The following is a 22,816-nucleotide window of genomic DNA, read 5'->3' as shown; positions in this document are numbered from 1 at the left end:
ACCCACCCGCTCTGGCTAAGGTGAGCCTGACCTCACCACCGCCCGAGCCCGAAGGTGCCCCCATGCCTCGCACGACCCTCCGCCTGCTGCCCGCCGCCGCGGCGGTCCTCCTGCTCCTGCCCGCCTGCGGCTCCGACGACGCCGGCACGTCCGACGAGGGCGCGGCGCCCTCGGGGGGCACGACGGCCGCGGCGGCCTGGGAGCCCGTGACCATCGAGAGCGCGCTCGGCCCGGCCGTCATCGAGGAGGCGCCCGAGCGCGTCGTCACCTGGGGCTGGGGGACGACGGACGCCGCCATCGCGCTCGGCGTCGTGCCCGTGGCCATCCCCACGCAGACCTACGGCGGCGACGAGGAGGGCGTCCTGCCGTGGGTGCGCACCGCGCTCGACGAGGCCGGCGCCGAGGTTCCGACGCTGCTCACCGAGGGCGAGGAGCCGCCGTACGAGGAGATCCTCGCGGCCGACCCCGACGTCATCCTCGCCCAGTACTCGGGGCTCACCCAGGAGCAGTTCGACCGGCTCGAGGCCATCGCGCCCGTCGTCGCCTACCCCGACCAGCCGTGGTCCACGCCGTGGCGCGACGTCGTCACGACGGCGGGCGAGGCGCTCGGGCGCGAGGCGGAGGCCGAGCAGGTCCTCGCCGACATCGACGAGCAGGTCTCCGCGGCCGCCGCCGAGCACCCCGAGTTCGAGGGGTCGACCATCGCGGCCGTCTACGACCTCGACGCCTTCTACGTCTACCTGCCGGCGGACCCGCGGGTCGGCTTCCTCGAGGACCTCGGCTTCGAGACGGCGCCCAGCGTCACCGACCTCGACACCGGCGAGTCGACCTTCTTCTTCACGCTGAGCCCCGAGCGCACCGACGAGCTGACGGCGGACGTCCTCCTCAACTACGCGGACACCCCCGAGGCGCAGGACACCTTCCTCGCCAAGCCGTCGACGCAGGCGCTGCCCCAGTACGCGGGCGACGGCATCGCGCTGGTCACGGGCCAGTCGCTCGTCTCCTCCGTCTCCCCGCCGACGGCCCTGTCGGCGACCTACGGCCTCGACGAGATCGTCGAGACCCTCGCGGCCGCCGTCGCGGGCGAGGGCTACGGCGCGGGCGCGACGACCGTCTCCTGACCACCGCCGTCCCCCGACGTCCCCGGCGCCCGCGCGGCGCCGGGGACGTCGTGCCTCCCGGGCGCTCCGCCCGGGCCCCGCCCCGGCCGCGCCCGTAGGGTCGCGGCCATGAGCGGCACCGAGGGGACGAGCGGCGCGACGACGGGGACGGGCGCCCGCGAGGAGGGCTGCGTCTTCTGCGGGATCGTCGGCGGGGACGTCCCCGCCGAGCTCGTCGCGAGCACCGACCGGGTCGTCGCCTTCCGCGACCTCTCGCCCCAGGCGCCGCTGCACGTGCTCGTCGTCCCCCGCGCCCACCACGCGGACGTCGTGGCCCTGGGGGCCGCCGACCCGGCCACCCTCGCCGACCTCGTCGCGACGGCCGCCCGTGTCGCGGCCGACGGCGGGTGCACCGCCGGCGAGCACCGGCTCGTCTTCAACACCGGTACCTCGGCGGGGCAGACCGTCCACCACGCGCACGGCCACGTCCTCGCCGCGCCCGGCGCGAGCCTCGACGGCCACCTCTGACACCGCCGTGAGCGGCGCGGGCCCGTGCGCCGCCCGGTGCCCGCGCGCGGCGGCGTCTACCCTGGGGGCCACGAGCACCCGGACGAGGTGCGCCGCCCGCGAGGAGCCCGGGGCCCCGGCCCGCCCATGACGCAGCCCGACGCACCGCAGCACGGCCGGCAGCAGCCCCGGCGCGACCAGCGGCAGGTCCCCCCGACGGCACCGCCCCGCCGCGGCGCCACGACCCGGCACACCGTGGTGGTCCCGCCGGGCATCCCCATGATCGCCCTGCTCGGCAGCGGCGACGAGCTGCTGCGCGTCGTCGAGCGCGTCTTCCCCGAGCTCGACGTGCACGTCCGCGGCGACCAGGTGACGGCCGCCGGGCCGGCGGCCGAGGTCGCCCTCCTGGAGCGGCTCGTCGACGAGCTGTCCGCCGTCGTGGCCGCCGGCCAGCACCTCACGCCCGACGCCGTCGAGCGCTCCGTGGCGATGCTCCGCCGGGCGACCGTCGAGCGGCCCGCCGACGTGCTCACCCTCGACGTGCTGTCGAGCAAGGGGCGCGTCATCCGGCCGAAGACGCTGGGGCAGAAGCGCTACGTCGAGGCCATCGAGGAGTCGACGGTCGTCTTCGGCATCGGCCCCGCCGGCACCGGCAAGACGTACCTCGCCATGGCCAAGGCCGTGCAGGCCCTCCAGGCCAAGCAGGTCTCCCGCATCGTCCTCACCCGCCCCGCCGTCGAGGCGGGGGAGCGGCTCGGCTTCCTGCCCGGCTCGCTCACCGAGAAGATCGACCCGTACCTGCGGCCGCTCTACGACGCCCTGGGCGACATGCTCGACCCCGAGCAGGTCCCGCGGCTGCTGGCCGCCGGCACCATCGAGGTCGCGCCGCTCGCGTACATGCGCGGGCGCACCCTCAACGACGCCTTCGTCATCCTCGACGAGGCGCAGAACACCTCCGCCGAGCAGATGAAGATGTTCCTCACCCGCCTCGGCTTCGGCTCGAAGATGGTCGTCACCGGCGACGTCACGCAGGTCGACCTGCCCAGCGGCACCGAGTCCGGCCTCAAGGTCGTCCAGCAGGTGCTCGACGGCGTCGACGGCGTCGTCTTCGCCCGGCTCGAGGCCGCGGACGTCGTCCGGCACAAGCTCGTCAGCGACATCGTCGAGGCGTACGCCCGGTGGGACGCCGACCGCGCCGTCGTGAGCCCGGCCGGCCAGCAGCGCGACGTCCGCCGCGCGGGCGGGACCCGTCCCACGCGGCCCCCGCGGCAGGCCCGGCCCGTCGAGGACGACGGCGACGGCCCCGCCGAGGGCACGGCGTGAGCGTCGAGGTCCTCAACGAGACGACGTACGAGGTCGACGAGCGCGGCCTCGTCGACCTCGCGCACCACGTCCTCGACGCGCTGCACGTGCACCCGCAGGCCGAGCTGTCGGTCCTCCTCGTCGACGAGGAGGCCATGTCGGCCCTGCACGAGCAGCACATGGGCGAGGAGGGTCCTACCGACGTCCTCTCGTTCCCCATGGACGAGCTCCGGCCCGGCAGCGCCGAGGACCCGAGCCCGCCCGGGCTGCTCGGCGACCTCGTCCTCTGCCCGCCCGTCGCCGTCCGGCAGGCCCGCTCGGCCGGGCACTCGACCGCCGACGAGCTCCTGCTCCTCACGACCCACGGGCTGCTCCACCTGCTCGGCTACGACCACGCCGAGCCGGAGGAGGAGCGCGAGATGTTCGCCCTCCAGCGCCGCCTGCTCCTCGAGCACCTGGCGGAGCGCCGGTGAGCGGCCGGAGCGGCTCGGGCGGTCAGGGTGGCCAGGGCCTCGGCCTGCCGTCCGTGCCCGACGGCTACCGCAGCGGCTTCGCGTGCCTCGTCGGCCGGCCCAACGCCGGCAAGTCCACGCTGACCAACGCGCTCGTCGGCCAGAAGGTGGCCATCACCTCGAGCCGCCCGCAGACGACGCGGCACACGGTGCGCGGCATCATCCACCGGCCCGAGGCGCAGCTCGTCCTCGTCGACACGCCCGGTCTGCACCGGCCGCGCACGCTGCTCGGCCAGCGCCTCAACGACCTCGTCCTCGCCACCCTGGCCGAGGTGGACGTCGTCGGCTTCTGCCTCCCCGCCGACCAGCCCGTCGGCCCGGGCGACCGGTGGGTGGCCTCGCAGCTCGAGCCGCTCGCCGCCTCGGCCGGGCGCGGGACGCCGCTCGTCGCGCTCGTCACGAAGACCGACCTCGTGCGCCCGGACCGCCTCGCCCGGCACCTCCTCGAGGTGTCGGAGCTGCTGCCGTGGGCCGACGTCGTGCCGGTCTCGGCGGTCGGCGACGACCAGGTCGACGTCGTCGAGCGCGTGCTGCTGGGCCACCTCCCCGAGGGCCCGCCCATGTACCCGGAGGGCGAGCTGACCGACGAGCCCGAGGCCGTCATGGTCGCCGAGCTCGTCCGCGAGGCCGCCCTCGAGGGTGTCCGCGACGAGCTGCCGCACAGCCTCGCCGTCGTCGTCGAGGAGATGGCGCCCCGGCCGACGTCGGACGGCGGCGTGCGCGACGACGGGATGCTCGACGTCCACGTGCAGCTCTTCGTCGAGCGGGACTCGCAGAAGGGCATCGTCATCGGCAAGGGCGGGTCCCGGCTCCGCGCGGTCGGCACGCAGGCCCGCGCGGGCATCGAGGCGCTGCTGGGCGTGCCCGTCTTCCTCGACCTCAGGGTCAAGGTCGCCAAGGACTGGCAGCGCGACCCCCGCAAGCTCGCGCGGCTCGGCTTCTGAGGACGACGCGGGGGCGGGCGGTCCGACCCGTCCCCGCGCCGCCGGCCCGTCAGCCCTGCGGCCGCCCGAAGGCGACGGCCCGCTCGGCGTGGTCGTCGGCCAGCCGCGCGGCCACCTCCCGCTCGTGGGCCAGGTCGAGGGTCCGGGCCAGCGCGAGGTAGGCGACCGCGGAGGCCAGCAGCCCGACGAAGAGGGCGACGTCCACCCCGCCGAGGGCCTCGGCGGCCGGGCCCGTCCACCAGGCCGTCACCGCGAACGGCACCATCGCGACGACGCCGATGCCGTAGGCGGCCAGCCCCTGCCAGCCCCACTGCCCGTAGATGCCGTCGCGGACGAAGATCTCCCGCACGGCGTAGTGGCCGCGGCGCACGAGGTAGTAGTCGACGAGGTTGACCGACGTCCACGGCACGAGGACGTAGAGGAGAACGACGAGGAAGCTGCCGAAGTTCGCCAGGAACGCGCCCGTGCTGACGAGCGAGCCGACGAGCGCGGCGAGCCCGACGACGACGCACCCCAGCACGCGGGCCCGCGTCGTGGGCCGGATCGGCCGGACCGAGTCGACGATGGTGATGAGCTCCATCGAGGCGGCGTAGACGTTGACGGTGATGACGCTGACGAGGCCGGGCAGCGCCGCCAGCAAGAGCCACGTGCCGGCGCCGGGCAGGACGGCGTCGGCGGCGTCGCGCACGCCCTGGACGGGCTCCGCGCCGGCGAAGGTCGCCGCGACGAAGGCGCCGAGGCCCATGAGCCAGGCCGCGCCGACGAAGATGCCGCCGTACGTGAAGGACAGCGCCCTCGCCGGGCTCGTCTGCGGGGGCAGGTAGCGCGAGTAGTCGGACACGTACGGCGCCCAGCCCAGCGCGTAGGCGGCCGAGGCGCCGAACTGCACGAGGAAGGCCGTGGGCTCGAGGCCGGCGAGCGAGAGCTGCGCGGGGTCCAGCGGCACGACGACGAGCGCGAGCACCGTGAAGACGCCGAAGGTGGCGAGGAAGAGGACCGTCAGCCACTGCTGCGCGGCGTGGATCCAGTGGTAGCCGAAGACGGCCAGGACCACGGCCGCCACGCTGATGAGGACGTACCAGAGCGCGGGCGCGTCGACGCCGGTCGTCGCCGTGAGCACCTCGGCGCCCAGCATCTGGTTGAACATGTTGAAGCCGACGAGGCTGAAGACCACGACGGCGCAGATGAGCAGGACGCCGCGGTACCCGAACTGCGCCCGCGACTGGATCATCTGCGGCAGCCCGAGCTGCGGCCCCTGGGCCGAGTGGAAGGCCGTGAAGACGGTGCCGACGGCGACGCCGAGGACGATCGCGAGCAGCGACTGCGCCAGCGTGGCGCCGAGGGCCGCGCCGAGCATGCCGGTGGCGAGGGTCGTGATGTTGGCGTTGGCCATGAACCACAGGGGGAAGAGCGACCGCGCCGTCCCCCCGCGCTCGGAGAGGGGCACCCAGTCGATCGAGCGGGACTCGACCCGGCCGGTCTGCGGCGCGGTCGAGGGGCTGGCCGGGAGGTCGGTCATCGCTGCTCCAGGGGGAGGCCGGTCGCGACGTCACGCCGGCGGGCTCGGGCAGCGCGAGACGCTTCCACCCGGCGCGGCGGCGGACAAGAAGGGCTCGGCCTATGCCGGTCATCGCCCCCGGCTATGCGCCCCGGTGCGCCCCCTCGCGGCCGCGGGGCGCCGGCTCGAGCGCGGGCACCCGCGTGGTGAGCATCTCCGTCGCCGTCCGCGCCAGCTCGGCGGTGCCGGGGGAGAGCGTCGACCCGACGCGCTGCACCAGCGCGATGGTGTCGTGCAGCGGCTCGGCGAAGGGCGCCGTCGTGAGGCCCTCGGGGAACGAGGCGTGCGCCGTCACGGCACGCGAGGCGACGGTGTCGCCCATGCCACGGGCCACGAGGGCGAGGGCGGACTCGACGTTCTCCACCTCGACGACCGGGTCGAGGCGGACGCCGGCCGCCTGGGCGCGGTCGGCGAGCTGGCGCCGGGTCGGGTCCGCCCACCCGTAGTGGGCGTCGTAGAGGACGAGCGGGGCGCGTGCGGCGTCCTCCATCGTCACGGGGGCGGCGGTCCGGGCCGGGTCGCGGCTCACCCACAGCACCTCGTCGCGGAAGAGCGGCGTCACCTCGAGTCCCGTGGCGTCGACGGGCAGCACGACGAGGCCCGCCTCGAGGTCGCCCGCGCGCACGGCCTCCGCCACCTCGACCGAGTTCTGCCCGACGAGCCGGATCCGGACGCCGGGGCGGGCGGCGTGGAAGGTCAGGGCGAGGTCGGACAGGACGTAGAACGGCGCGTTGCGCAGGACGCCGAAGGAGGCGACCCCGCCCTCGAGGCCGCGCAGCGAGCGGAGCGCGTGCTCGGCGCCGGCGGCGCCGTCGACGGTCCGGCGGGCCCACGGCAGCAGCTCCTCGCCCGCCGCGGTGAGGGTCAGCCGCCGCCCGGCCCGGACGAAGAGCGGGAGCGCCACCTCCTCCTCGAGCTTGCGCACGAGCTCGGACATCGTCGGCTGCGTGGTGCCCAGCTCCCGGGCGGCGGCGGTGAAGGAGCCGGTCCGCACGGCCGCGAGGAAGGCGCGCAGCTGGATCAGCGTCATAGGTCGACTCTATGGCTGCCCCAGGAACGTCGGCCCTTGTCCAGGGGCGACGCGCTTCCTAGCCTCGCCGCATGCGCTTCTCCCCCCGCGTCCTCGCCTCGCTCGACGGCTCGTTCCACCACCTCAAGACGCCCGGCGTCGACGCGCCGGCCGCCCAGCGGGACCCGGCGGTCGCGGCGACCGTCTCGGAGATGCTGCGCGACATCGAGACCCGTGGCCTCGACGCGGTGCGCGACCACGCGCGCCGGCTCGACCGCTGGGAGCGCCCCTCCTTCGAGCTGACCGCGGCCGAGGTCGCCGCGACCGGGGACCGGCTGGCACCCGAGCTCCGCGAGGCGATCGAGCTGGGGGCCGGGCGCACGCGGCGCTTCGCCGCCGAGCAGCGCGGCCGGCTCGTGGACTTCGAGGTGGAGCACGTGCCCGGCGTCGTCACCGGCGTCCGGTACGTGCCGGTGCCGCGGGTCGGCGCCTACCTCCCCGCCGGCCGCTTCCCCCTCACCGCCAGCGCCTTCATGACGGTCGGCGTCGCCCGGGAGGCCGGGGTCGGCAGCGTCCTCGCCTGCACGCCGCCGCAGCCCGACGGTGCCGTCAACGCGGCCGTCGCGTACGCGGCGCACGTGTCCGGCGTCGACCGCCTCTTCGTCCTCGGCGGGGTCCAGGCGCTCGCGGCCATGGCCTTCGGCCTCCTCGACGAGCTGCCCGTCGACATGCTCGTCGGCGCGGGCAACGCGTACGTCGCCGAGGCCAAGCGCCAGCTCTTCGGCACGGTCGCCATCGACCTCCTCGCCGGCCCCTCCGAGGTCGCCGTCCTCGCCGACGGCAGCGCCGACCCGGAGGTCGTCGCCGCCGACCTCCTGGGGCAGGCCGAGCACGGGACGAACTCGCCCGCCGCCCTCGTCACGACGTCGGACGCGCTGGGCCGGGCGGTCGTCGAGGCCGTCGAGCGGCAGCTCGAGACGCTGAAGACCGCGTGGGTCGCGGGCCCCGCGTGGCGCGACTTCGGCTCCGTCACGGTCGCGGCCGACCGCGAGACCGCCGCGGTCCTCATGGACGACCTGGCGCCGGAGCACCTCGAGGTCATCACCGAGGACGACGACTGGTACCACCGCCGGCTGCAGAGCTACGGCTCGCTCTTCCTCGGGCCGTGGAGCACGGTCGCCTACTCCGACAAGGGGATGGCCGGCACGAACCACGTGCTGCCGACGGCCGGCGGCGCCAAGCACAGCGCCGGCCTCTCCGTCGCCCGCTTCCTCAAGCCGCTGACCTTCCAGCGGGTCGCCCGCGAGGCCACGCCCGCCGTCGCGCCTGCCGTGCAGGTCATCTCGGACTCCGAGGGCATGGCCGCCCACAGCGAGACGGCGCGCCTGCGCCTCGCGCAGCTGGCCGCGGACGCCTGAGGTGCCCGGCGCGGGCGCGGGGGACCGGGTCGTCCCGGTGCGGTGCCACGAGCTGGCGCCCGTCATCGGCGACGTCGCCGGCAACCTCCGCGCCGTCGAGGAGGCCGTCGCGGGGGCGGTGGCCGCCGGTCGGCGCCTGCTCGTCCTGCCCGAGCTGGCGACGAGCGGCTACCACCTCACGCCGGAGGAGGCCCGGGAGGCCGCCCTCCCCACCGGTGACGCGGCCTTCGACCGGTGGGCCCGCCTGCTGCCCGAGGACGCGGTCCTCGTCGTCGGCTTCGCCGAGGCCGGGGACGGGGTGGTCCACAACAGCGCCGCCGTCGTGACGGCCGGCGGCGTGCGCGCGGTGCACCGCAAGAGCCACCTGTGGGACACCGAGAAGGAGGTGTTCGCCCCCGGCGACGCCGCGGCCGTCGTCGTGCCGACGCCGGTCGGCCCGCTCGGGGTGCTCGTCTGCTACGAGCTCGAGTTCCCCGAGATGCCACGGGGTCTCGCCCTCGCGGGCGCCGAGATCATCGCCGTGCCGACCAACTGGCCGGCCGTCCCGACGCCGGCGGGGGAGCACCCGCCCGAGGTCGTGCAGGCCATGGCGGCGGCCCGGTCCTCGGGCGTCGCCGTGCTCTGCTGCGACCGGCGCGGCGAGGAGCGCGGCGAGCGCTGGACGCGCGGGACGTCCGTCGTCGGGACCGACGGCTGGCTGCGCGGCACCACGGACGCCGAGGGACGGCTCGACGTCGACGTCGAGCTGCGCGCCGGACGCCACGACCTCAGCACGCGCAACCACGTCCACCGCGACCGGCGGCCCGACCTCTACGTCTGAGCGGGACGGGCCCCGGGCGGCCCAGGAGGGCGCGGGGCGACGCCGCCCCGCGCACCCCGCGCGGCAGGCGCTACGGTCTCCCCGTGCGCGTGAGCCTCCTCCTCGGCTGCCGCGGCGAGGGCCACTAGTCACCGGCCCCCTCGTCGCGGAGTCCTGCGTGTGCCGCAGCCGCCGCCGGTGACACCTCCGCCGGCCTCCCGCGCACCGCGGGGCCCGGCGCCGTCACCCGACCCGGACGAGGACGAGATGCGCGACCACCACCAGAAGCCCTCCGCGATGCCGGTCCACCGGTACCGCCCCTTCCACGAGCAGATCACCGTGGAGCTGCCCGACCGCACGTGGCCCACCCGCCGCCTCGAGCAGGCGCCGCGCTGGTGCGCGGTCGACCTCCGCGACGGCAACCAGGCGCTGGTCGACCCGATGAGCCCCGCCCGCAAGATGCGCATGTTCCAGCTGCTCGTCGCCATGGGCTACAAGGAGATCGAGGTCGGCTTCCCGTCGGCCAGCCAGACCGACTTCGACTTCGTGCGCCAGCTCGTCGAGGGCGGCCACATCCCCGACGACGTGACGATCCAGGTCCTCACGCAGGCGCGCGACCACCTCATCGAGCGGACGTACGAGGCCGTCGCCGGCGCCCCGCGCGCCATCGTGCACCTCTACAACTCGACCTCCGTGCTGCAGCGCGAGGTCGTCTTCGGCCTCGACGAGGACGGAGTCCTCGACATCGCGCTCCAGGGCGCGCGGCTGTGCCGCAAGCTCGAGGAGACGGTGCCCGAGACGCAGATCACCTACGAGTACTCGCCCGAGTCCTTCACGGGCACCGAGCTCGAGTACGCGGCGCGGGTCTGCAACGCGGTGCTCGAGGTCTTCGAGGCCTCGGCCGAGCGGCCGGTCATCATCAACCTGCCGGCCACGGTGGAGATGTCGACGCCCAACGTCTACGCCGACGCCGTCGAGTGGATGGGCCGGCACCTCGTGCCGCGCGAGGGCGTCGTGCTCTCCCTCCACCCGCACAACGACCGCGGCACCGGCGTCGCCGCCGCGGAGCTGGGCCTGCTGGCCGGCGCCGACCGCGTCGAGGGCTGCCTCTTCGGCAACGGCGAGCGCACCGGCAACGTCTGCCTCGTCACGCTGGGGCTGAACCTCGTCACCCAGGGCGTCGACGCGATGGTCGACTTCTCCGACATCGACGAGGTCCGCCGCACGGTCGAGTACTGCAACCAGCTGCCGGTCCCCGAGCGCCACCCCTACGGCGGCGACCTCGTCTACACCGCCTTCTCCGGCTCCCACCAGGACGCCATCAAGAAGGGCTTCGACGCGATGGACCGGCGGGCGGCGGCCGAGGGCGTCGACGTCCGCTCCCTGACCTGGGCCGTGCCTTACCTGCCGGTCGACCCCAAGGACGTCGGGCGCAGCTACGAGGCGGTCGTCCGCGTCAACAGCCAGTCGGGCAAGGGCGGCGTCGCGTACCTCATGCGCTCCGAGCACAAGCTCGACCTGCCGCGCCGTCTCCAGGTGGAGCTGTCCGGCATCGTCCAGGCCCGCACGGACGAGGCCGGCGGCGAGGTCGACGCGCGCTCGCTGTGGGGGATCTTCGAGGACGCCTACCTGCCGGCGTCCGACCCCGCGCGCACCTGGGGCCGCTACGCCCTGCGGGGCCTGCAGCAGCAGACGGAGGTCGACGGCGCCTCGCGGCTGTCCGTCGAGGTGACCGACGGCGGCGTGCAGCGGGTGCTGCAGGGGCTCGGCAACGGCCCCATCGACGCCCTCGTCGAGGCGCTGCGCGGCGACGGCGTCGACGTGCGCGTCCTCGACTACAGCGAGCACGCCATGGGCGAGGGCGGCGACGCCCGCGCGGCCGCCTTCGTCGAGTGCCAGGTGGGCGACCGGGTGCTGTGGGGGGTCGGGATCGACGCCAACACCGTCGTCGCGGCGTTCCGCGCCGTGCTCAGCGCCGTCAACCGCGCGCTGCGGGAGGCCTGAGGGCGTACGCCCGGGGGCGCCACCGGGAGGGGGCGTGCCGCGCCGTCCGGCGCGGCACGCCGCCCGCTCGGCCCACCGCCGTTGACCACGTCGGGTGACGCGGACCACCCCTCGCCGTCGGCGGGCTCACCTAGGGTGGCCGCCGCCCGACAGGGAGGGTGACGCCTCGTCGTGCCGCCCCGCCGGGGCGGGCGGCGGCGCGCGGCCGCCCGCGGGCGGTGGACGAGGCGGCGGCAGCCGCGGGGGGAGGCGGGACATGGGCGGCGTGCTCGTGGTCCCCGACGTCTTCGGACCCTTCGACCTGCTCAGCGACCGGGCCCACCAGCTCTACGTCGACGGCGACCCGGCCGCGGCCGTCGTCGCGTGCGACGAGGCCCTCACGGTCGTCCGCGCCGCGGGGGACCGGGCCACCGAGCTCTTCCTCTGCTACTCCCGCGGCCTGGCGCTGCGCGAGCTCGGCCTCTACGCCGACCTCGTCGCCCAGTCCCAGGAGCTCCTCGTCCTCTCGGCCGGCGACGGCCTGTGGCGGGCGAAGGCCCTCGCCCTGCTCGCCGAGGCCAGCGCCGTCATGGGCCGCGGCTCCACGGCCCTCGACCTCGTCGCCGAGGGGCTCGACATCGTCGAGTCGGCCCCCGAGGGCTACAACCGCATGTCGGCCCGCATGGCCCTCGCCATCACGCTCGAGGCGCTGGGGCTCTACGACCCCGCAGAGCGCGTGCTCACCGACCTCGTCGTCGGCCACGAGGCCGTCCGCGCCACCATCCTCGAGGAGTGCTGCGTCCTGCGGGCCACGTGGGGCGCCGTCGCCGCGCTGCTCGGCGAGGAGGCCGAGGCGCGGCACCACCTGCTCGTCGTCGCCGAGCGCGCCCTCGCCATGCGTCGCGCGGCGGCCCGGGCCGGCGACGGCACGAGCGTCGTGCGCGCCGACGTCTTCCTCGCCGCGGCCTACGCCCGCCTCGGCGACCACGACGCCGCCTGGGCCCTCCTCGGGGACCCGTCGGTCCTCGACCGGCTCAGCCCCGCCGGGCCCGAGCGGCTCGTCGCCCTGCTCGTCCGCGGCGAGGTCCTCCTCGCCCGCGGCGAGCTGCGGGCCGCCGCGGAGAGCCTCGAGGTCGTCGAGCGGGTGGCGCGCCGCAGCCGTCGCGACGTCTGGCAGTGGGCGGCCGTCGACGCGCTGGCCGCGGTCGACGTCGCCGAGCACGGCGACCACCCCGCCGTCCGCCGGCTGCGGGCCCACGCCCGGGAGCTGCTGCGCGAGCTGCGGCGCGACCGCCGGTCCCGCACGGCCGAGCTCGCCGCGCGCCGGCGCGTGCGCCAGCTGCTCGACGAGCGCGACGGCGTCCACCGCGCCGCGCTCACCGACCCCCTCACCGGGCTCGGCAACCGCCGGGCGCTGCTCGAGCTGCTCGAGGGGGCGCCCGAGGCCCTCGGCGCCGTCTTCGTCGACGTCGACCGCTTCAAGGACGTCAACGACTCCTTCGGCCACGAGACGGGGGACCGGGTCCTCGTGCGCGTCGCCGAGATGCTCACGGCGGCGTGCCGCTCGTCGGAGCTCGTCGTCCGCTACGGCGGCGACGAGTTCGTCGTCCTCGTCCCGGAGGACCCGGCGGCCGCCGAGTCCATCGCCTACCGGGTGCTCGAGGCCGTCCGGGCCACCGAGTGGCACCAGGTCGCGCCGGGCCTGGAGGTCACCGTCTCCGTCGGCGTCGAGACGAGCGCCCCCGTGGCCTCGGCGCTCGCCTCCGCGGACGCGGCGCTCTACACGGCCAAGCGCTCCGGGCGCGACCGCGTCGTCGTCGGCGTGGCCCCCACCGTCGCCGACGGCGTCGGCCCCGGCGAGGACGAGGGCCCCCACGGCGTCCGCCTGCCGCTGCCCACGGCCCTCACCGACGGCGGCGCCCGCGAGGAGCCCCTGGCCGAGCCCGTCGGCGCCTGAGCCCCGCCCGCCCGGTGCCGCCCGCGGGGGGTGGCGTGCGCCGTCCGTCCCCGCCGCCGTGAGAAGGTCGCGGCAGGCGAGGTGAGGGGGGCAGCACGGCCGTGAGGCTCTACCGCGAGGAGGCCGTCGTCCTGCGCACCCAGCGCCTGGGCGAGGCCGACCGGGTCGTCACCCTCCTGACGCGCGGCTCCGGCCGCGTGCGCGCCGTGGCCAAGGGCGTGCGCCGCACCGGCAGCCGCTTCGGCGCCCGCCTCGAGCCGTGCATGCTCGCCGACGTCCAGCTCTACCGCGGGCGCTCCCTCGACACCGTCACCCAGGTCGTCACCCTCGGCCCCTACGCGCGGTCGGTCGCCGACGACTACCCGCGCTACACGGCCGCGACGGCGATGCTCGAGGTCGCCGAGCGGCTCACGCCCGAGGAGCGCGAGCCGTCGCCGCAGCAGTTCCTCCTGCTCGTCGGCGGCCTGCGGGCGCTCGTGGGCCCGCCGCACGCGCCGGTCCGCCGGCCGCCGTCCCTCGTGCTCGACGCCTTCGTCGTCCGCTCGCTCGCCGTCGCCGGGTGGGGCGCCAGCTTCGACGCCTGCGCCCGCTGCGGCGCGCCCGGCCCGCACCGCGCCTTCGCCGTGGCCGCGGGCGGCGCCGTCTGCCCGTCGTGCCGCCCGCCGGGCGCGTCCGCGCCGGCGCCGTCGACGCTGCGGCTGCTCGGCGCCCTGCTGTCGGGCGACTGGGACGCCGCCCTGACGAGCACGTCGCGGGACCGCCGCGAGGCCGGCGGCCTCGCCGCGGCGCACCTGCAGTGGCACCTCGAGCGCTCCGTGCGCTCGCTGCCCCTCGTCGACCGGGACGAGCACGGGCCGGACGACCGGGGAGGAGCGGGCGTGGACGAGCACGACGACGAGGTGCGGGGCGTGCCCGAGGCGCCGCGGCGGGCGCCCGGCGAGCTGGCCGAGCACCTGCGGGCCGTCGGCGCCCTCGGGGAGGCGTCGTGAGGGTCCGCCGCCGCGAGGCGGCCCCGCCCGTCGCCGTCGTGGACCCGCCGCCGCACCCCGAGGGGCTCGAGCCCCCGGACCTCCCGCCGGGGACCGTGCCGCGGCACGTCGCGATCGTCATGGACGGCAACGGCCGCTGGGCCAACGCCCGCGGGCTCCCGCGCACCGCCGGCCACGAGGCGGGCGAGGCCGCGCTCCTCGACGTCGTCGCCGGCGCCCTCCAGATCGGCGTCGAGTACATCTCCGTCTACGCCTTCTCCACGGAGAACTGGAAGCGCTCGCCCGAGGAGGTGCGCTTCCTCATGGGCTTCAACCGCGACGTCCTGCGCCGCCGCCGCGACCAGATGGCGGCCTGGGGCGTCCGCATCCGCTGGGCCGGCCGCCGCCCTCGGCTCTGGCGCAGCGTCATCGGCGAGCTCGAGGAGGCCGAGCGCGTCACCGCCGGCGGCACCCGGCTCCGGCTGACGATGTGCGTCAACTACGGCGGCCGCGCCGAGATCGCCGACGCCGCCCGCGCCGTCGCCCTCGAGGTCGCCGCCGGGCGCCTCGACCCGGCCAAGGTCGACGAGAAGGTCCTGGCCCGTCACCTCGACGAGCCCGACCTGCCCGACGTCGACCTCTTCCTGCGCACCTCCGGCGAGCAGCGCTTCTCCAACTTCCTGCTGTGGCAGTCGGCCTACGCCGAGATGGTCTTCATGGACACCCTCTGGCCCGACGTCGACCGCCGTCACCTCTGGGACGCCGTCCTGCTCTACAGCGGGCGCGAGCGGCGCTACGGCGGGGCCGTGGACCGGGCGGCGCCGTCGTCCTGACGCGGTGGTCCGGCGGCGTGGTCGGGGCCGCGGGAGGGGCCGGGCGCGCTCCGGCACTGCCTCGGGCGCTCCGGGGCCGGGTGCCGCCCGGGTCGGGGCGCCCGGCCTGACTTGCTCTCCGCGCGCCCGGCCCCTCCCGCTCGTGCGGGCCTCGCCCGGTCGGACGACCGGGTGCCGTCGGGCACCTGGGGAGGAGGGGGGAGTCTCTGCACGGGCGGCGGGATGCATCCCGCCGCCCGTGCAGAGGCTCGGGTCAGGAGCGGGCGGCGGCCTCGTCGGCCGCGGCGGCGGTGCAGGCCGCGCAGGTGCCGAAGACCTCGACGACGTGGTCGGGGGCCGTGAAGCCGTGCTCGGCGGCGACCTCGGCGGCCCAGGCCTCGACGTCGGGGCCGGCCACCTCGACGGTGCGGCCGCAGCGGCGGCACACGAGGTGGTGGTGGTGGGACGGGCTGCAGCGGCGGTAGACGGCCTCGCCGTCGTCGGTGCGCAGGACGTCGACCTCGTCGTCCTCGACCATGCCCTGGAGGGCGCGGTAGACGGTCGCGAGGCCGATGGGGTTGCCCCGCTCGCGCATGGCCGCGTAGAGGTCCTGGGCGCTGACGAAGGCGTCGTTGGCCGCGAGCGACTCCTGCACGGCGTCGCGCTGGCGGCTCGACCGCCGCACCCGCTGCTGCTGCGGCACCGGCCCCACGCTCCCCTCTGCCGTCCCGTCCGGTCCCGGACGGGCGCCCGTCGACGACGTCACCGCGACGTCCCGGGCCCCGATGATGCCGTCTGCGCGTCACCGTCCGCGACGGGGGCGGTCCGTGGCGTCACCGGCCGCGGTCCCGTGGGCGCCACCGGCGCGCCGTGGGCCGAGCGGCCGCGGGCCGCGCGGTGGCGCAGGGCGCGCAGGACGGCCGAGCCGCCGGCGGCGACGACGAACAGCGCGATGAGGTAGAGCACGATCGTGCCGCCCGAGGGGGTGTCGGCGTAGTACGACGTGAGGACGCCGAGCAGGCTCGTGAGGACGCCGAGCGCCATCGCGGCGGCCGTCGTCGCCCGGAAGCTCCGGCACAGCTGCTGCGCCGCCGCGACGGGCAGGATCATCAGCGCGCTGATGAGGAGCAGCCCGACGACGCGCATGGAGAGCACGACGGTCACGGCGGTCAGCACGGTGAGCAGGATGTTGAGCCCCGTCACCGGCAGGCCGGACGCGCGCGCGTGCTCCTCGTCGCTGCTCACCGCGGCGAGCCGGCGCCCGAGCCCCAGGCCCGCCGCCAGCACGACGACCGCGAGGACGGCGAAGACCCGCAGGTCGGCGGGCGTCGTCGTCGTGATCGCGCCGAAGAGGTACGTGTTGAGCGTCGCGGCGCTCTCCCCGGCCCGCGCGACGAGCACGACGCCGCCCGCGATGCCGCCGTAGAACATCACCGCGAGCACGACGTCGCCGCTGGCGCGGCCGTAGCGCCGCAGCAGCTCCAGCGCGACCGCCGCGAGGACGGTGACGACGAGCGCGACGCCGACCGGTGCCTGCCCGGTCAGCAGCCCGAGGGCCACGCCCGTCAGCGCGACGTGGCCGATGCCGTCGCCGACGAGGGACAGGCGGCGCTGGACGAGGAAGACGCCGACGGCGGGGGCGGCGAGCCCCACGAGCACCGCGGCGACGAGCGCGCGGACCATGAAGTCGTAGCCGAGGACGGCGGTGAGGTCACCCACGGCGCTGCCCCCCGGCCGCGGCGGCGCCCGGCCGCTCGTCGTCGTGCTCCTCGGGGTGGTGCGCCAGGCCGCCGGGGCCCGGGCGGGTGTCCGGGTGGTCCACCCAGCCGCGCGGCGAGGGCTCGTCCTCGTCGTGGTGGTGCACGTGGTGGTCGTGGAGCAGGCGGGCGGCGCCCGTCGCGGCGTCGGCGTCGCCCACGGCCTCGGCGCCCAGCAGCTCCGGGACCAGCGGCCCGTCGTGGACGACGCGCCCCTGGCGCAGCACGACGGCGCGCCGCACGACGTCGGCCAGCGGCCCGATCTCGTGCGTGACGACGAGGAGCGTCACCCCGCGCGCGGACAGCCGCCCGAGGGCGTCGGCCAGCAGGCGGGCGTTGGCGGCGTCGACCCCGGCGAGCGGCTCGTCGAGGACGAGGAGCTCCGGCTCGGCGGCGAGGGCGCGCGCGACGAGCACGCGCCGCTGCTGGCCGCCCGAGAGCTCGGTGACGTCCTCGTGGGCGTGCGAGGCCATGTCGACGGCCTCGAGCGCGGCGCGCACGGCGGCCGCGTCGGCGCGGCCGGCCGGGCGCCACCACGGGCGCAGCGGCAGCCGGCCGGTCGCGACGACCTCGCGCACGGTGCTGGGGACCCCGCCGCCGACGGTCATGGCCTGCGGGACGTACCCGGTGCGGCGGCGGCTGCGGCGCGACGGCGCGGGCTCGCCGCCCATCTCGACCCGGCCGCCGGTGCGGGCGGCGAGCCCGAGGACGCCGCGCAGCAGCGTCGTCTTGCCCGAGCCGTTGCTGCCGAGCAGCGCGACGCTCTCGCCGGCGCGCACCTCGAGGTCCACGCCGTCGACGACGACGCGCTCGCCGTAGCCGAAGGACGCGCCGACGAGCCGCAGCAGGGGGGCGTCGTGCGCCCGGGCGGGCGAGCCGCTCACCGCGGGACGCTCACGAGCAGCCCTGGCCGGTGCGCAGGACCTCGAGGTTGGCCCGCATGACGCCCGGGTAGTCGTCGGCGGGGGAGGCGTCGGTGAGGCCCTCGAGGGTGTCGAGGACCGCCGTCGTGGCGCCCGTCTCGGCGGCGACCGTCTCGGCGACGGCCGGGTCGAGCAGCGTCTCGGTGTAGATGGTGCGGACGCCGTTCTGCTCGACGAAGTCGGCGACCTCCGCCAGGCGCGTGGGCGTCGGCTCGCTGCCGCCCCCACCGACCCCCTGCACGCCGCGCTGGACGAGGTCGTACCGCTCGGCGAGGTACCCGAAGGCCTCGTGCGAGGTGACGAGGTCGCGGCTCTCGCAGGTGGCGAGGCCGGCGGCGTACTCCTCGTCCAGGGCCGAGAGGTCGGCGGTCACCGCGGCGAGGTTCTCCTCGTACGTCGCGGCGCCGTCGGGGTCGGCGGCGGACAGCCCGTCCGCGACGGCGGCGGCCACCGAGGCCATGCGCTGGGGGTCGAGCCAGAAGTGCGGGTCCTCCGCGAGGCCGTGGTCGTGGCCGTCGTCGGCGGCGTGCTCCTCCGCGTCGTGCGCGTCGGCCGTCTCCTCGGCGTCGTGCGCGTGGTCGTCCTCGGCGTGGTCGTGCCCGTCCGTGGCGTCCGCGTGCTCGTCCTCGGTGTGGCCGGCGTGCTCGTCCTCCGCCGCCGCGGTGGGGTGGACCTCGAGGTCGGCCGCCCCGGCGACGTCGACGACGGCGCCCTCGCCGCGCTCGGCGGCCGCGGCGTCGACGGCGGGCTGGAAGCCGCCGAGCGTCACGAGCACGTCGGCGTCGACGGCGGCGCCCACCTCGCGGGGGGAGAGCTCGAGGTCGTGCGGCTCGACGCCCGGCGCGGTCAGCGAGGTCACGGCGGCCCGGTCGCCGGCGACGGCCTCGGTGACCCACTGCAGCGGGTAGAAGGACGCCGCCACGGCCAGCGCCGGCTCGGCGCCGCCGGCGGACGCGCCGGTGCCGGCCGCCGCCCCGCCGCCGGCCGAGCCGCAGCCCGCCAGGGGCAGGAGCACGGCGGCGGCCCCGAGGGCCACCACCCGTCGGGCGGTCGGGCGGGGCGGGGCGGCACGCATGATGACGATTCTCACCCGCCGTCGGCCTGCGGTCAAAGCCGCGGCCCCGTGCGGGGACGGACCGGGAGGTGCCGGGCGGGCGGCGCGCGGTGCCCGGGCCGATACCCTCGCGGGGCCCGACGGCGCGGGACCGCGGCACCTGCGGGTGCCCTCCCCGCCGCACCGACCCGCAGACCCACCGGAGTGACCAGCGTGGCCGCACCCTCCCGCATCGACACCGTCGTCAGCCTCTGCAAGCGACGGGGCTTCGTCTTCCCGAGCGGCGAGATCTACGGCGGCACCCGGTCCGCCTGGGACTACGGGCCGCTCGGGGTGGAGCTGAAGGAGAACATCAAGCGCCAGTGGTGGCGCACGGTCGTCACCGGCCGCGACGACGTCGTCGGCCTCGACTCCTCCGTCATCCTCCCCCGGCAGACCTGGGTCGCCTCCGGCCACGTCGGCGTCTTCACGGACCCGCTGACCGAGTGCCAGTCCTGCCACCGCCGCTTCCGCGCCGACCACCTCGAGGAGGCGTACGAGGAGAAGAAGGGCCGCGCGCCCGAGGGCCTCGGCGACATCACCTGCCCCAACTGCGGCACCCGCGGCGCCTGGACCGAGCCCCGCGACTTCAACATGATGCTGAAGACCTACCTCGGCCCGGTCGAGGACGAGTCCGGCCTGCACTACCTGCGCCCCGAGACGGCGCAGGGCATCTTCGTCAACTTCGCGAACGTCATGGGCTCGGCCCGCCGCAAGCCCCCCTTCGGCATCGGCCAGATCGGCAAGTCGTTCCGCAACGAGATCACCCCCGGCAACTTCATCTTCAGGACCCGCGAGTTCGAGCAGATGGAGATGGAGTTCTTCGTCGAGCCGGGCACGGACGCGCAGTGGCACGACTACTGGATCCAGGCGCGCACCGACTGGTACGTCGACCTCGGGATCGACCGCGACAACCTGCGGCACTTCGAGCACCCGCAGGAGAAGCTGTCGCACTACTCGACCCGCACGGTCGACATCGAGTACCGGTTCGGCTTCACCGGCTCCGAGTGGGGCGAGCTCGAGGGCATCGCCAACCGGACCGACTTCGACCTCCGGACCCACTCCGAGCACTCGGGCGCGGACCTGTCGTACTTCGACCAGGTCAAGGGCGAGCGGTGGACGCCGTACGTCATCGAGCCGGCAGCCGGGCTCACCCGCTCGCTCATGGCCTTCCTCGTCGACGCGTACACCGAGGACGAGGCGCCCAACGCCAAGGGCGGCGTCGACAAGCGGGTCGTCCTCAAGCTCGACCCGCGCCTCGCGCCGGTGAAGGCCGCCGTCCTCCCGCTGTCCCGCGGGGAGGCGCTGTCCCCGAAGGCCCGCGACCTCGCGACGGCCCTGCGCAAGCACTGGAACGTCGACTTCGACGACGCCGGGGCGATCGGCCGCCGCTACCGCCGCCAGGACGAGATCGGCACGCCGTTCTGCCTCACGGTGGACTTCGACACCCTCGAGGACCAGGCCGTCACCGTCCGGGACCGCGACGCGATGACGCAGACGCGCGTCGGCCTCGACCAGGTCGAGGGCTACCTGGCCGCCCGCCTCCTCGGCGCCTGACGCCCCGCCCGGCGCGCCGGGACACGCACCGGAGCCCCCCACCGCCGCGGCGGTGGGGGGCTCCGGTGCGTGGCGGGTCAGCCCGCCGGCGTCGCCGCCCACAGGAGGGCGCGGCCGAGCTGGGCCTGCAGCCCCTTGGGGTGCAGGCGCCACGTCGGGTCGGTGCCCAGCAGCACGACCCCGGCGCCCGCGGCCGTGCGGCTCGTGACGACGGAGGCCTGCCCCGCCGCGAGGTCGCGGCCGCCGTCGCCCTCGCGCGGCCACCAGCCGGCGACGAGGGGCTCCGCCGCCCACCGCTGCTCGACGACGGCGTCCGAGCCGAGGTCGGTGAACCAGACCGGCCGCGCGAAGAACGCCTCCGGCTGGGCGTCGTCGGTGACGGGGCCGCCGAGGGTCTCGAGGTCGGCCACGCCGCTGGCGAGCGTCGCGCCCGCCGAGGCCGTCACGGCGAGCACGTCCGTGCCGTCCACGAGGGAGGCGCCCGCGGTGCCCTGCCCGACGACGCCGCCGCCCCGGGCGAGGAAGGCCTCGACGGCGCCGCGGACGCCGTCCGCGGCCAGGTCGAGGTCCGCGCCGACGTACAGCACGTCGACCCCGGGCAGCACCGCCGCGGCGTCGGCCGCCGTGAGCGGCCGCGCCTCGAGGCCCAGCGCGGCGAGCGTGTCGCGCACCGTGGGACCGCCGGTGTACCCGACGACGACCCGGTCCAGCGGACGCGCGTCCTGGTCCCACCCGGCCGGCGCGGCCGCGAAGGAGACGCCGAGGTCCCGGGTCAGCAGCAGCGCCGTGCGCCGCGCCGCCGGTGTGGCACGGACGACGACGGACCCGTCGCCGAGCAGGTGCGTCCGCGCTCCGTCCTCCTGCAGGGCCGCGAGGGCCTGCAGGTCCGCGGCGTCGCGGGCCACGAGCAGGAGGTCGCCGCGGCCGCGGGGGAGCCGGTCGCCCCGGGCGGTCCCGTCGGTCACCGGGGTGGTGGCGACGTCGGGGAGCTCGTCCCAGGAGGTGACGACGTCGGCGCCCCAGGTGCGGCCCTGGCTCCACGCGGCGGGGCCGGCGTAGAGGTCCTCGACGCGGTCGGTGATGTCGACGCCGGGCTCGAGGAGGCTGTTGACGATGCCGCGCTTCGCCTGGTGCACGTCGACGACCCACGAGCCCGCGGGGTAGCTCGTCCCGTCGAGCACGAAGGCGTCGTCGGCCTGCCGCACCCGGCCGCCGCTGTCGACGAGGAGGTCGACGAGACGGGCCGCCGCGGGCAGCGAGCGCTGCTGCGGACCGGCCGGGATCACGTAGGAGCGGGGGAACTCCGTGCGGTAGTCGTCCTCCGGGCCCCAGCCGGGCACGTACTCGTCGGGCAGCTCGCGCTGCGGCTCGCCGGCCAGGCCGCGGCGGTACACCTCGGCGTGGTCGACGAGGACCTCCTCGCGGTGCTCGAGCACGTACTCGAGCGACTCGCGGACGGCCACCTCGTGGACGTCGGTGTTGATGTCCGCACGTCGCTGCCGCTCGGCGGGGGAGAGGGTGGCGCCGCGCGGGTTGAGGGGGGCCTCGATCGTGTACGGGATGCTGCTCTGCAGCAGCGAGAACGAGGGCACGTAGATCGGCGGGAAGTCGTCCCACACGCCCGGCTCGTCGTCCCGGAAGGGGATGCGGGCGCTCTGCGTCTCGGCGTACCCGAGGTCGGCGAGGCCCGCCTCGATGCCGAGGGCGTTGGGCAGGCCGTGCTTGATGAAGAGGTCGTACTCGTAGTTGACGTTGTGCGGCGGCGTGCTGGGGTGGAGCAGCGTCGGCGCGACGTAGCCGTGGAGGTCCAGCACGAGCACCGGCTGGGTCTCGACGACGAGGTCGCGGATGACGTGCGTCTCGGGCTGCGAGGCGATGGTCAGGTCGCGGTTGAGGTCGTAGCCCGCCGCGTTGGCCCGGGTGCCGGCCACGCGGCCGTCGGGGTTGGCCGTGACGTTGACGACGACACGGGTGCGCTCCAGCAGCTCGGCGTCCGCCGGGTCCGTGCTCGTCGCGAGGTCGTCGACGACGCGGAGGGCCGCGTCGGTGCCCTCCCACTCGTTGCCGTGGATGTTGCCGTTGACGAAGACCGGCGCCTTGTAGCCGGCGAGCAGCTCCTCGTCGGCCTGCGCGGCCGCGGGGTCGTCCTGCAGCTGGCGCCGCCACTCCTCCTGCTGCCGCGCCTCGGCGTCCGTCTCGGGGGCGGTGACGACGACGCGGTAGAGGTCGCGGCCCTGCGTCGAGCGGCCGACGACCTCGACGGAGACGCGGTCGCTGCGCCGCTGGAGGTCGTTGAGCGCGGGCGCGATCTCGTCGTAGGGGAGCGAGCCGTACGTCGGCGAGACGTCGGCCGGGTCGTCGGCGGGCTCCCGCAGCCGGTGCTGCTGGGGCCAGCCCTCCACCTCGGCGAGCGAGGGCCAGGGGTGGTCATCGGGCGCTGTCGGGGCGGCGGGCGCCGCTGCCGCACCGGGCGCGACGAGGCCGGTCGTCACGACGACGGCGGCCGTGAGGAGGGGGAGGGCGCGGCGGGGCCGCGCGGTACGTCGGGTCATCTGGTCTCCTGCGGGGCGGGTCGGGTGGTCGGGGGCGGGGGTGTCTCCGCAGGTCGACAGGCCGC

The 22,816-nt window shown here is 76.3% G+C and carries 19 protein-coding genes; 12 read left to right on the top strand and 7 right to left on the bottom strand.

Features of this window, described 5'->3' with window-relative positions; all coding sequences use genetic code 11:
• Positions 1–62 precede the first annotated feature (62 nt).
• The 5 genes from EDC03_RS02120 to era all read left to right on the top strand — a co-directional run bounded on the left by EDC03_RS02120 (position 63) and on the right by era (position 4,365).
• The gene (locus EDC03_RS02120) at positions 63–1,121 is read left to right on the top strand and encodes an iron-siderophore ABC transporter substrate-binding protein (protein WP_123378511.1); all 1,059 of its coding nucleotides are present in this window, start codon (positions 63–65) and stop codon (positions 1,119–1,121) included.
• Positions 1,122–1,229: 108 nt separating this feature from the next.
• Entirely contained in the window at positions 1,230–1,628 is a 399-nt protein-coding gene (locus tag EDC03_RS02115; RefSeq protein ID WP_123378510.1) for an HIT domain-containing protein, read from the top strand.
• Between the two features lie 126 nt (positions 1,629–1,754).
• Positions 1,755–2,930: a PhoH family protein gene (locus tag EDC03_RS02110; protein WP_123378509.1), complete on the top strand. Its 1,176-nt coding sequence runs from the start codon at positions 1,755–1,757 to the stop codon at positions 2,928–2,930.
• Complete coding sequence (gene ybeY, locus EDC03_RS02105) at positions 2,927–3,382, top strand: rRNA maturation RNase YbeY (protein ID WP_123378508.1); 456 nt, start codon at positions 2,927–2,929, stop codon at positions 3,380–3,382. The genes EDC03_RS02110 and ybeY overlap by 4 nt, the downstream gene beginning before the upstream one ends.
• On the top strand, positions 3,379–4,365 hold the full coding sequence (gene era / locus EDC03_RS02100) for a GTPase Era (RefSeq protein ID WP_241966979.1): 987 nt from the start codon (positions 3,379–3,381) through the stop codon (positions 4,363–4,365). The genes ybeY and era overlap by 4 nt, the downstream gene beginning before the upstream one ends.
• Before the next feature lie 49 nt (positions 4,366–4,414).
• On the opposite strand, the gene EDC03_RS02095 is transcribed toward era, so the two are convergent.
• Complete coding sequence (locus tag EDC03_RS02095; RefSeq protein WP_123378507.1) at positions 4,415–5,884, bottom strand: purine-cytosine permease family protein; 1,470 nt, start codon at positions 5,882–5,884, stop codon at positions 4,415–4,417.
• 121 nt (positions 5,885–6,005) lie between these two features.
• Positions 6,006–6,953 carry a LysR family transcriptional regulator gene (locus tag EDC03_RS02090; protein ID WP_123378506.1) on the bottom strand — a complete coding sequence of 316 codons (948 nt, stop codon included), beginning with the start codon at positions 6,951–6,953 and terminating at the stop codon, positions 6,006–6,008.
• Positions 6,954–7,024: 71 nt separating this feature from the next.
• Here EDC03_RS02090 and hisD point away from each other — a divergent pair, with 71 nt between their 5' ends.
• The 6 genes from hisD to EDC03_RS02060 all read left to right on the top strand — a co-directional run bounded on the left by hisD (position 7,025) and on the right by EDC03_RS02060 (position 14,890).
• The gene (gene hisD, locus EDC03_RS02085; protein WP_123378505.1) at positions 7,025–8,350 is read left to right on the top strand and encodes a histidinol dehydrogenase; all 1,326 of its coding nucleotides are present in this window, start codon (positions 7,025–7,027) and stop codon (positions 8,348–8,350) included.
• A gap of 1 nt (position 8,351) precedes the next feature.
• Positions 8,352–9,170 (top strand): nitrilase-related carbon-nitrogen hydrolase, encoded by an 819-nt coding sequence (locus tag EDC03_RS02080; protein WP_123378504.1) that lies wholly within the window; start codon positions 8,352–8,354, stop codon positions 9,168–9,170.
• A 246-nt stretch (positions 9,171–9,416) separates the two neighbouring features.
• Complete coding sequence (leuA, locus tag EDC03_RS02075) at positions 9,417–11,153, top strand: 2-isopropylmalate synthase (protein WP_123378503.1); 1,737 nt, start codon at positions 9,417–9,419, stop codon at positions 11,151–11,153.
• A gap of 256 nt (positions 11,154–11,409) precedes the next feature.
• Positions 11,410–13,089 carry a GGDEF domain-containing protein gene (locus EDC03_RS02070; RefSeq protein WP_123378502.1) on the top strand — a complete coding sequence of 560 codons (1,680 nt, stop codon included), beginning with the start codon at positions 11,410–11,412 and terminating at the stop codon, positions 13,087–13,089.
• Positions 13,090–13,190: 101 nt separating this feature from the next.
• Complete coding sequence (gene recO, locus EDC03_RS02065) at positions 13,191–14,078, top strand: DNA repair protein RecO (RefSeq protein WP_123378501.1); 888 nt, start codon at positions 13,191–13,193, stop codon at positions 14,076–14,078.
• Entirely contained in the window at positions 14,075–14,890 is an 816-nt protein-coding gene (locus EDC03_RS02060) for an isoprenyl transferase (RefSeq protein WP_123378500.1), read from the top strand. Before recO ends, EDC03_RS02060 begins: the two co-directional genes overlap by 4 nt.
• Before the next feature lie 253 nt (positions 14,891–15,143).
• Here the strand turns inward: EDC03_RS02060 and EDC03_RS02055 are convergent, their stop codons facing one another.
• Genes EDC03_RS02055 through EDC03_RS02040 form a run of 4 tightly spaced genes read right to left on the bottom strand, consistent with a single transcriptional unit; the run spans position 15,144 to position 18,624 of the window.
• Positions 15,144–15,572 (bottom strand): Fur family transcriptional regulator, encoded by a 429-nt coding sequence (locus EDC03_RS02055; RefSeq protein ID WP_123378778.1) that lies wholly within the window; start codon positions 15,570–15,572, stop codon positions 15,144–15,146.
• Positions 15,573–15,631: 59 nt separating this feature from the next.
• A complete protein-coding gene (locus EDC03_RS02050; protein ID WP_123378777.1) occupies positions 15,632–16,552 on the bottom strand; it encodes a metal ABC transporter permease in 921 nt (306 codons plus the stop codon).
• Positions 16,553–16,580: 28 nt separating this feature from the next.
• Positions 16,581–17,510: a metal ABC transporter ATP-binding protein gene (locus EDC03_RS02045; RefSeq protein WP_123378499.1), complete on the bottom strand. Its 930-nt coding sequence runs from the start codon at positions 17,508–17,510 to the stop codon at positions 16,581–16,583.
• Between the two features lie 10 nt (positions 17,511–17,520).
• Positions 17,521–18,624, bottom strand: coding sequence for a metal ABC transporter substrate-binding protein (locus EDC03_RS02040; RefSeq protein WP_123378498.1), 1,104 nt, complete (start codon positions 18,622–18,624; stop codon positions 17,521–17,523).
• A gap of 192 nt (positions 18,625–18,816) precedes the next feature.
• Here EDC03_RS02040 and EDC03_RS02035 point away from each other — a divergent pair, with 192 nt between their 5' ends.
• Positions 18,817–20,199, top strand: coding sequence for a glycine--tRNA ligase (locus tag EDC03_RS02035; protein ID WP_123378497.1), 1,383 nt, complete (start codon positions 18,817–18,819; stop codon positions 20,197–20,199).
• 77 nt (positions 20,200–20,276) lie between these two features.
• On the opposite strand, the gene EDC03_RS02030 is transcribed toward EDC03_RS02035, so the two are convergent.
• Positions 20,277–22,751 (bottom strand): M14 family zinc carboxypeptidase, encoded by a 2,475-nt coding sequence (locus EDC03_RS02030; RefSeq protein ID WP_123378496.1) that lies wholly within the window; start codon positions 22,749–22,751, stop codon positions 20,277–20,279.
• Positions 22,752–22,816: the final 65 nt, after the last annotated feature.

The sequence above is a fragment of the Pseudokineococcus lusitanus genome (genome assembly GCF_003751265.1).
Taxonomy (GTDB): Bacteria; Actinomycetota; Actinomycetes; order Actinomycetales; family Quadrisphaeraceae; genus Pseudokineococcus; species Pseudokineococcus lusitanus.
The sequence above is the reverse complement of the archived record's forward strand: the minus strand, read 5'-3'. Positions and strand labels throughout refer to the sequence as shown.

Excerpts from the sequence above, each read along its gene's own strand:
- EDC03_RS02040 (WP_123378498.1), bottom strand. The coding sequence starts at position 18,624 with ATGCGTGCCGCCCCGCCCCGCCCGACCGCCCGACGGGTGGTGGCCCTC.
- leuA (WP_123378503.1), top strand. The coding sequence starts at position 9,417 with ATGCGCGACCACCACCAGAAGCCCTCCGCGATGCCGGTCCACCGGTAC.
- EDC03_RS02030 (WP_123378496.1), bottom strand. The coding sequence starts at position 22,751 with ATGACCCGACGTACCGCGCGGCCCCGCCGCGCCCTCCCCCTCCTCACG.
- hisD (WP_123378505.1), top strand. The coding sequence starts at position 7,025 with ATGCGCTTCTCCCCCCGCGTCCTCGCCTCGCTCGACGGCTCGTTCCAC.
- EDC03_RS02115 (WP_123378510.1), top strand. The coding sequence starts at position 1,230 with ATGAGCGGCACCGAGGGGACGAGCGGCGCGACGACGGGGACGGGCGCC.
- EDC03_RS02095 (WP_123378507.1), bottom strand. The coding sequence starts at position 5,884 with ATGACCGACCTCCCGGCCAGCCCCTCGACCGCGCCGCAGACCGGCCGG.
- EDC03_RS02110 (WP_123378509.1), top strand. The coding sequence starts at position 1,755 with ATGACGCAGCCCGACGCACCGCAGCACGGCCGGCAGCAGCCCCGGCGC.
- EDC03_RS02070 (WP_123378502.1), top strand. The coding sequence starts at position 11,410 with ATGGGCGGCGTGCTCGTGGTCCCCGACGTCTTCGGACCCTTCGACCTG.
- EDC03_RS02090 (WP_123378506.1), bottom strand. The coding sequence starts at position 6,953 with ATGACGCTGATCCAGCTGCGCGCCTTCCTCGCGGCCGTGCGGACCGGC.
- EDC03_RS02120 (WP_123378511.1), top strand. The coding sequence starts at position 63 with ATGCCTCGCACGACCCTCCGCCTGCTGCCCGCCGCCGCGGCGGTCCTC.
- EDC03_RS02050 (WP_123378777.1), bottom strand. The coding sequence starts at position 16,552 with ATGGTCCGCGCGCTCGTCGCCGCGGTGCTCGTGGGGCTCGCCGCCCCC.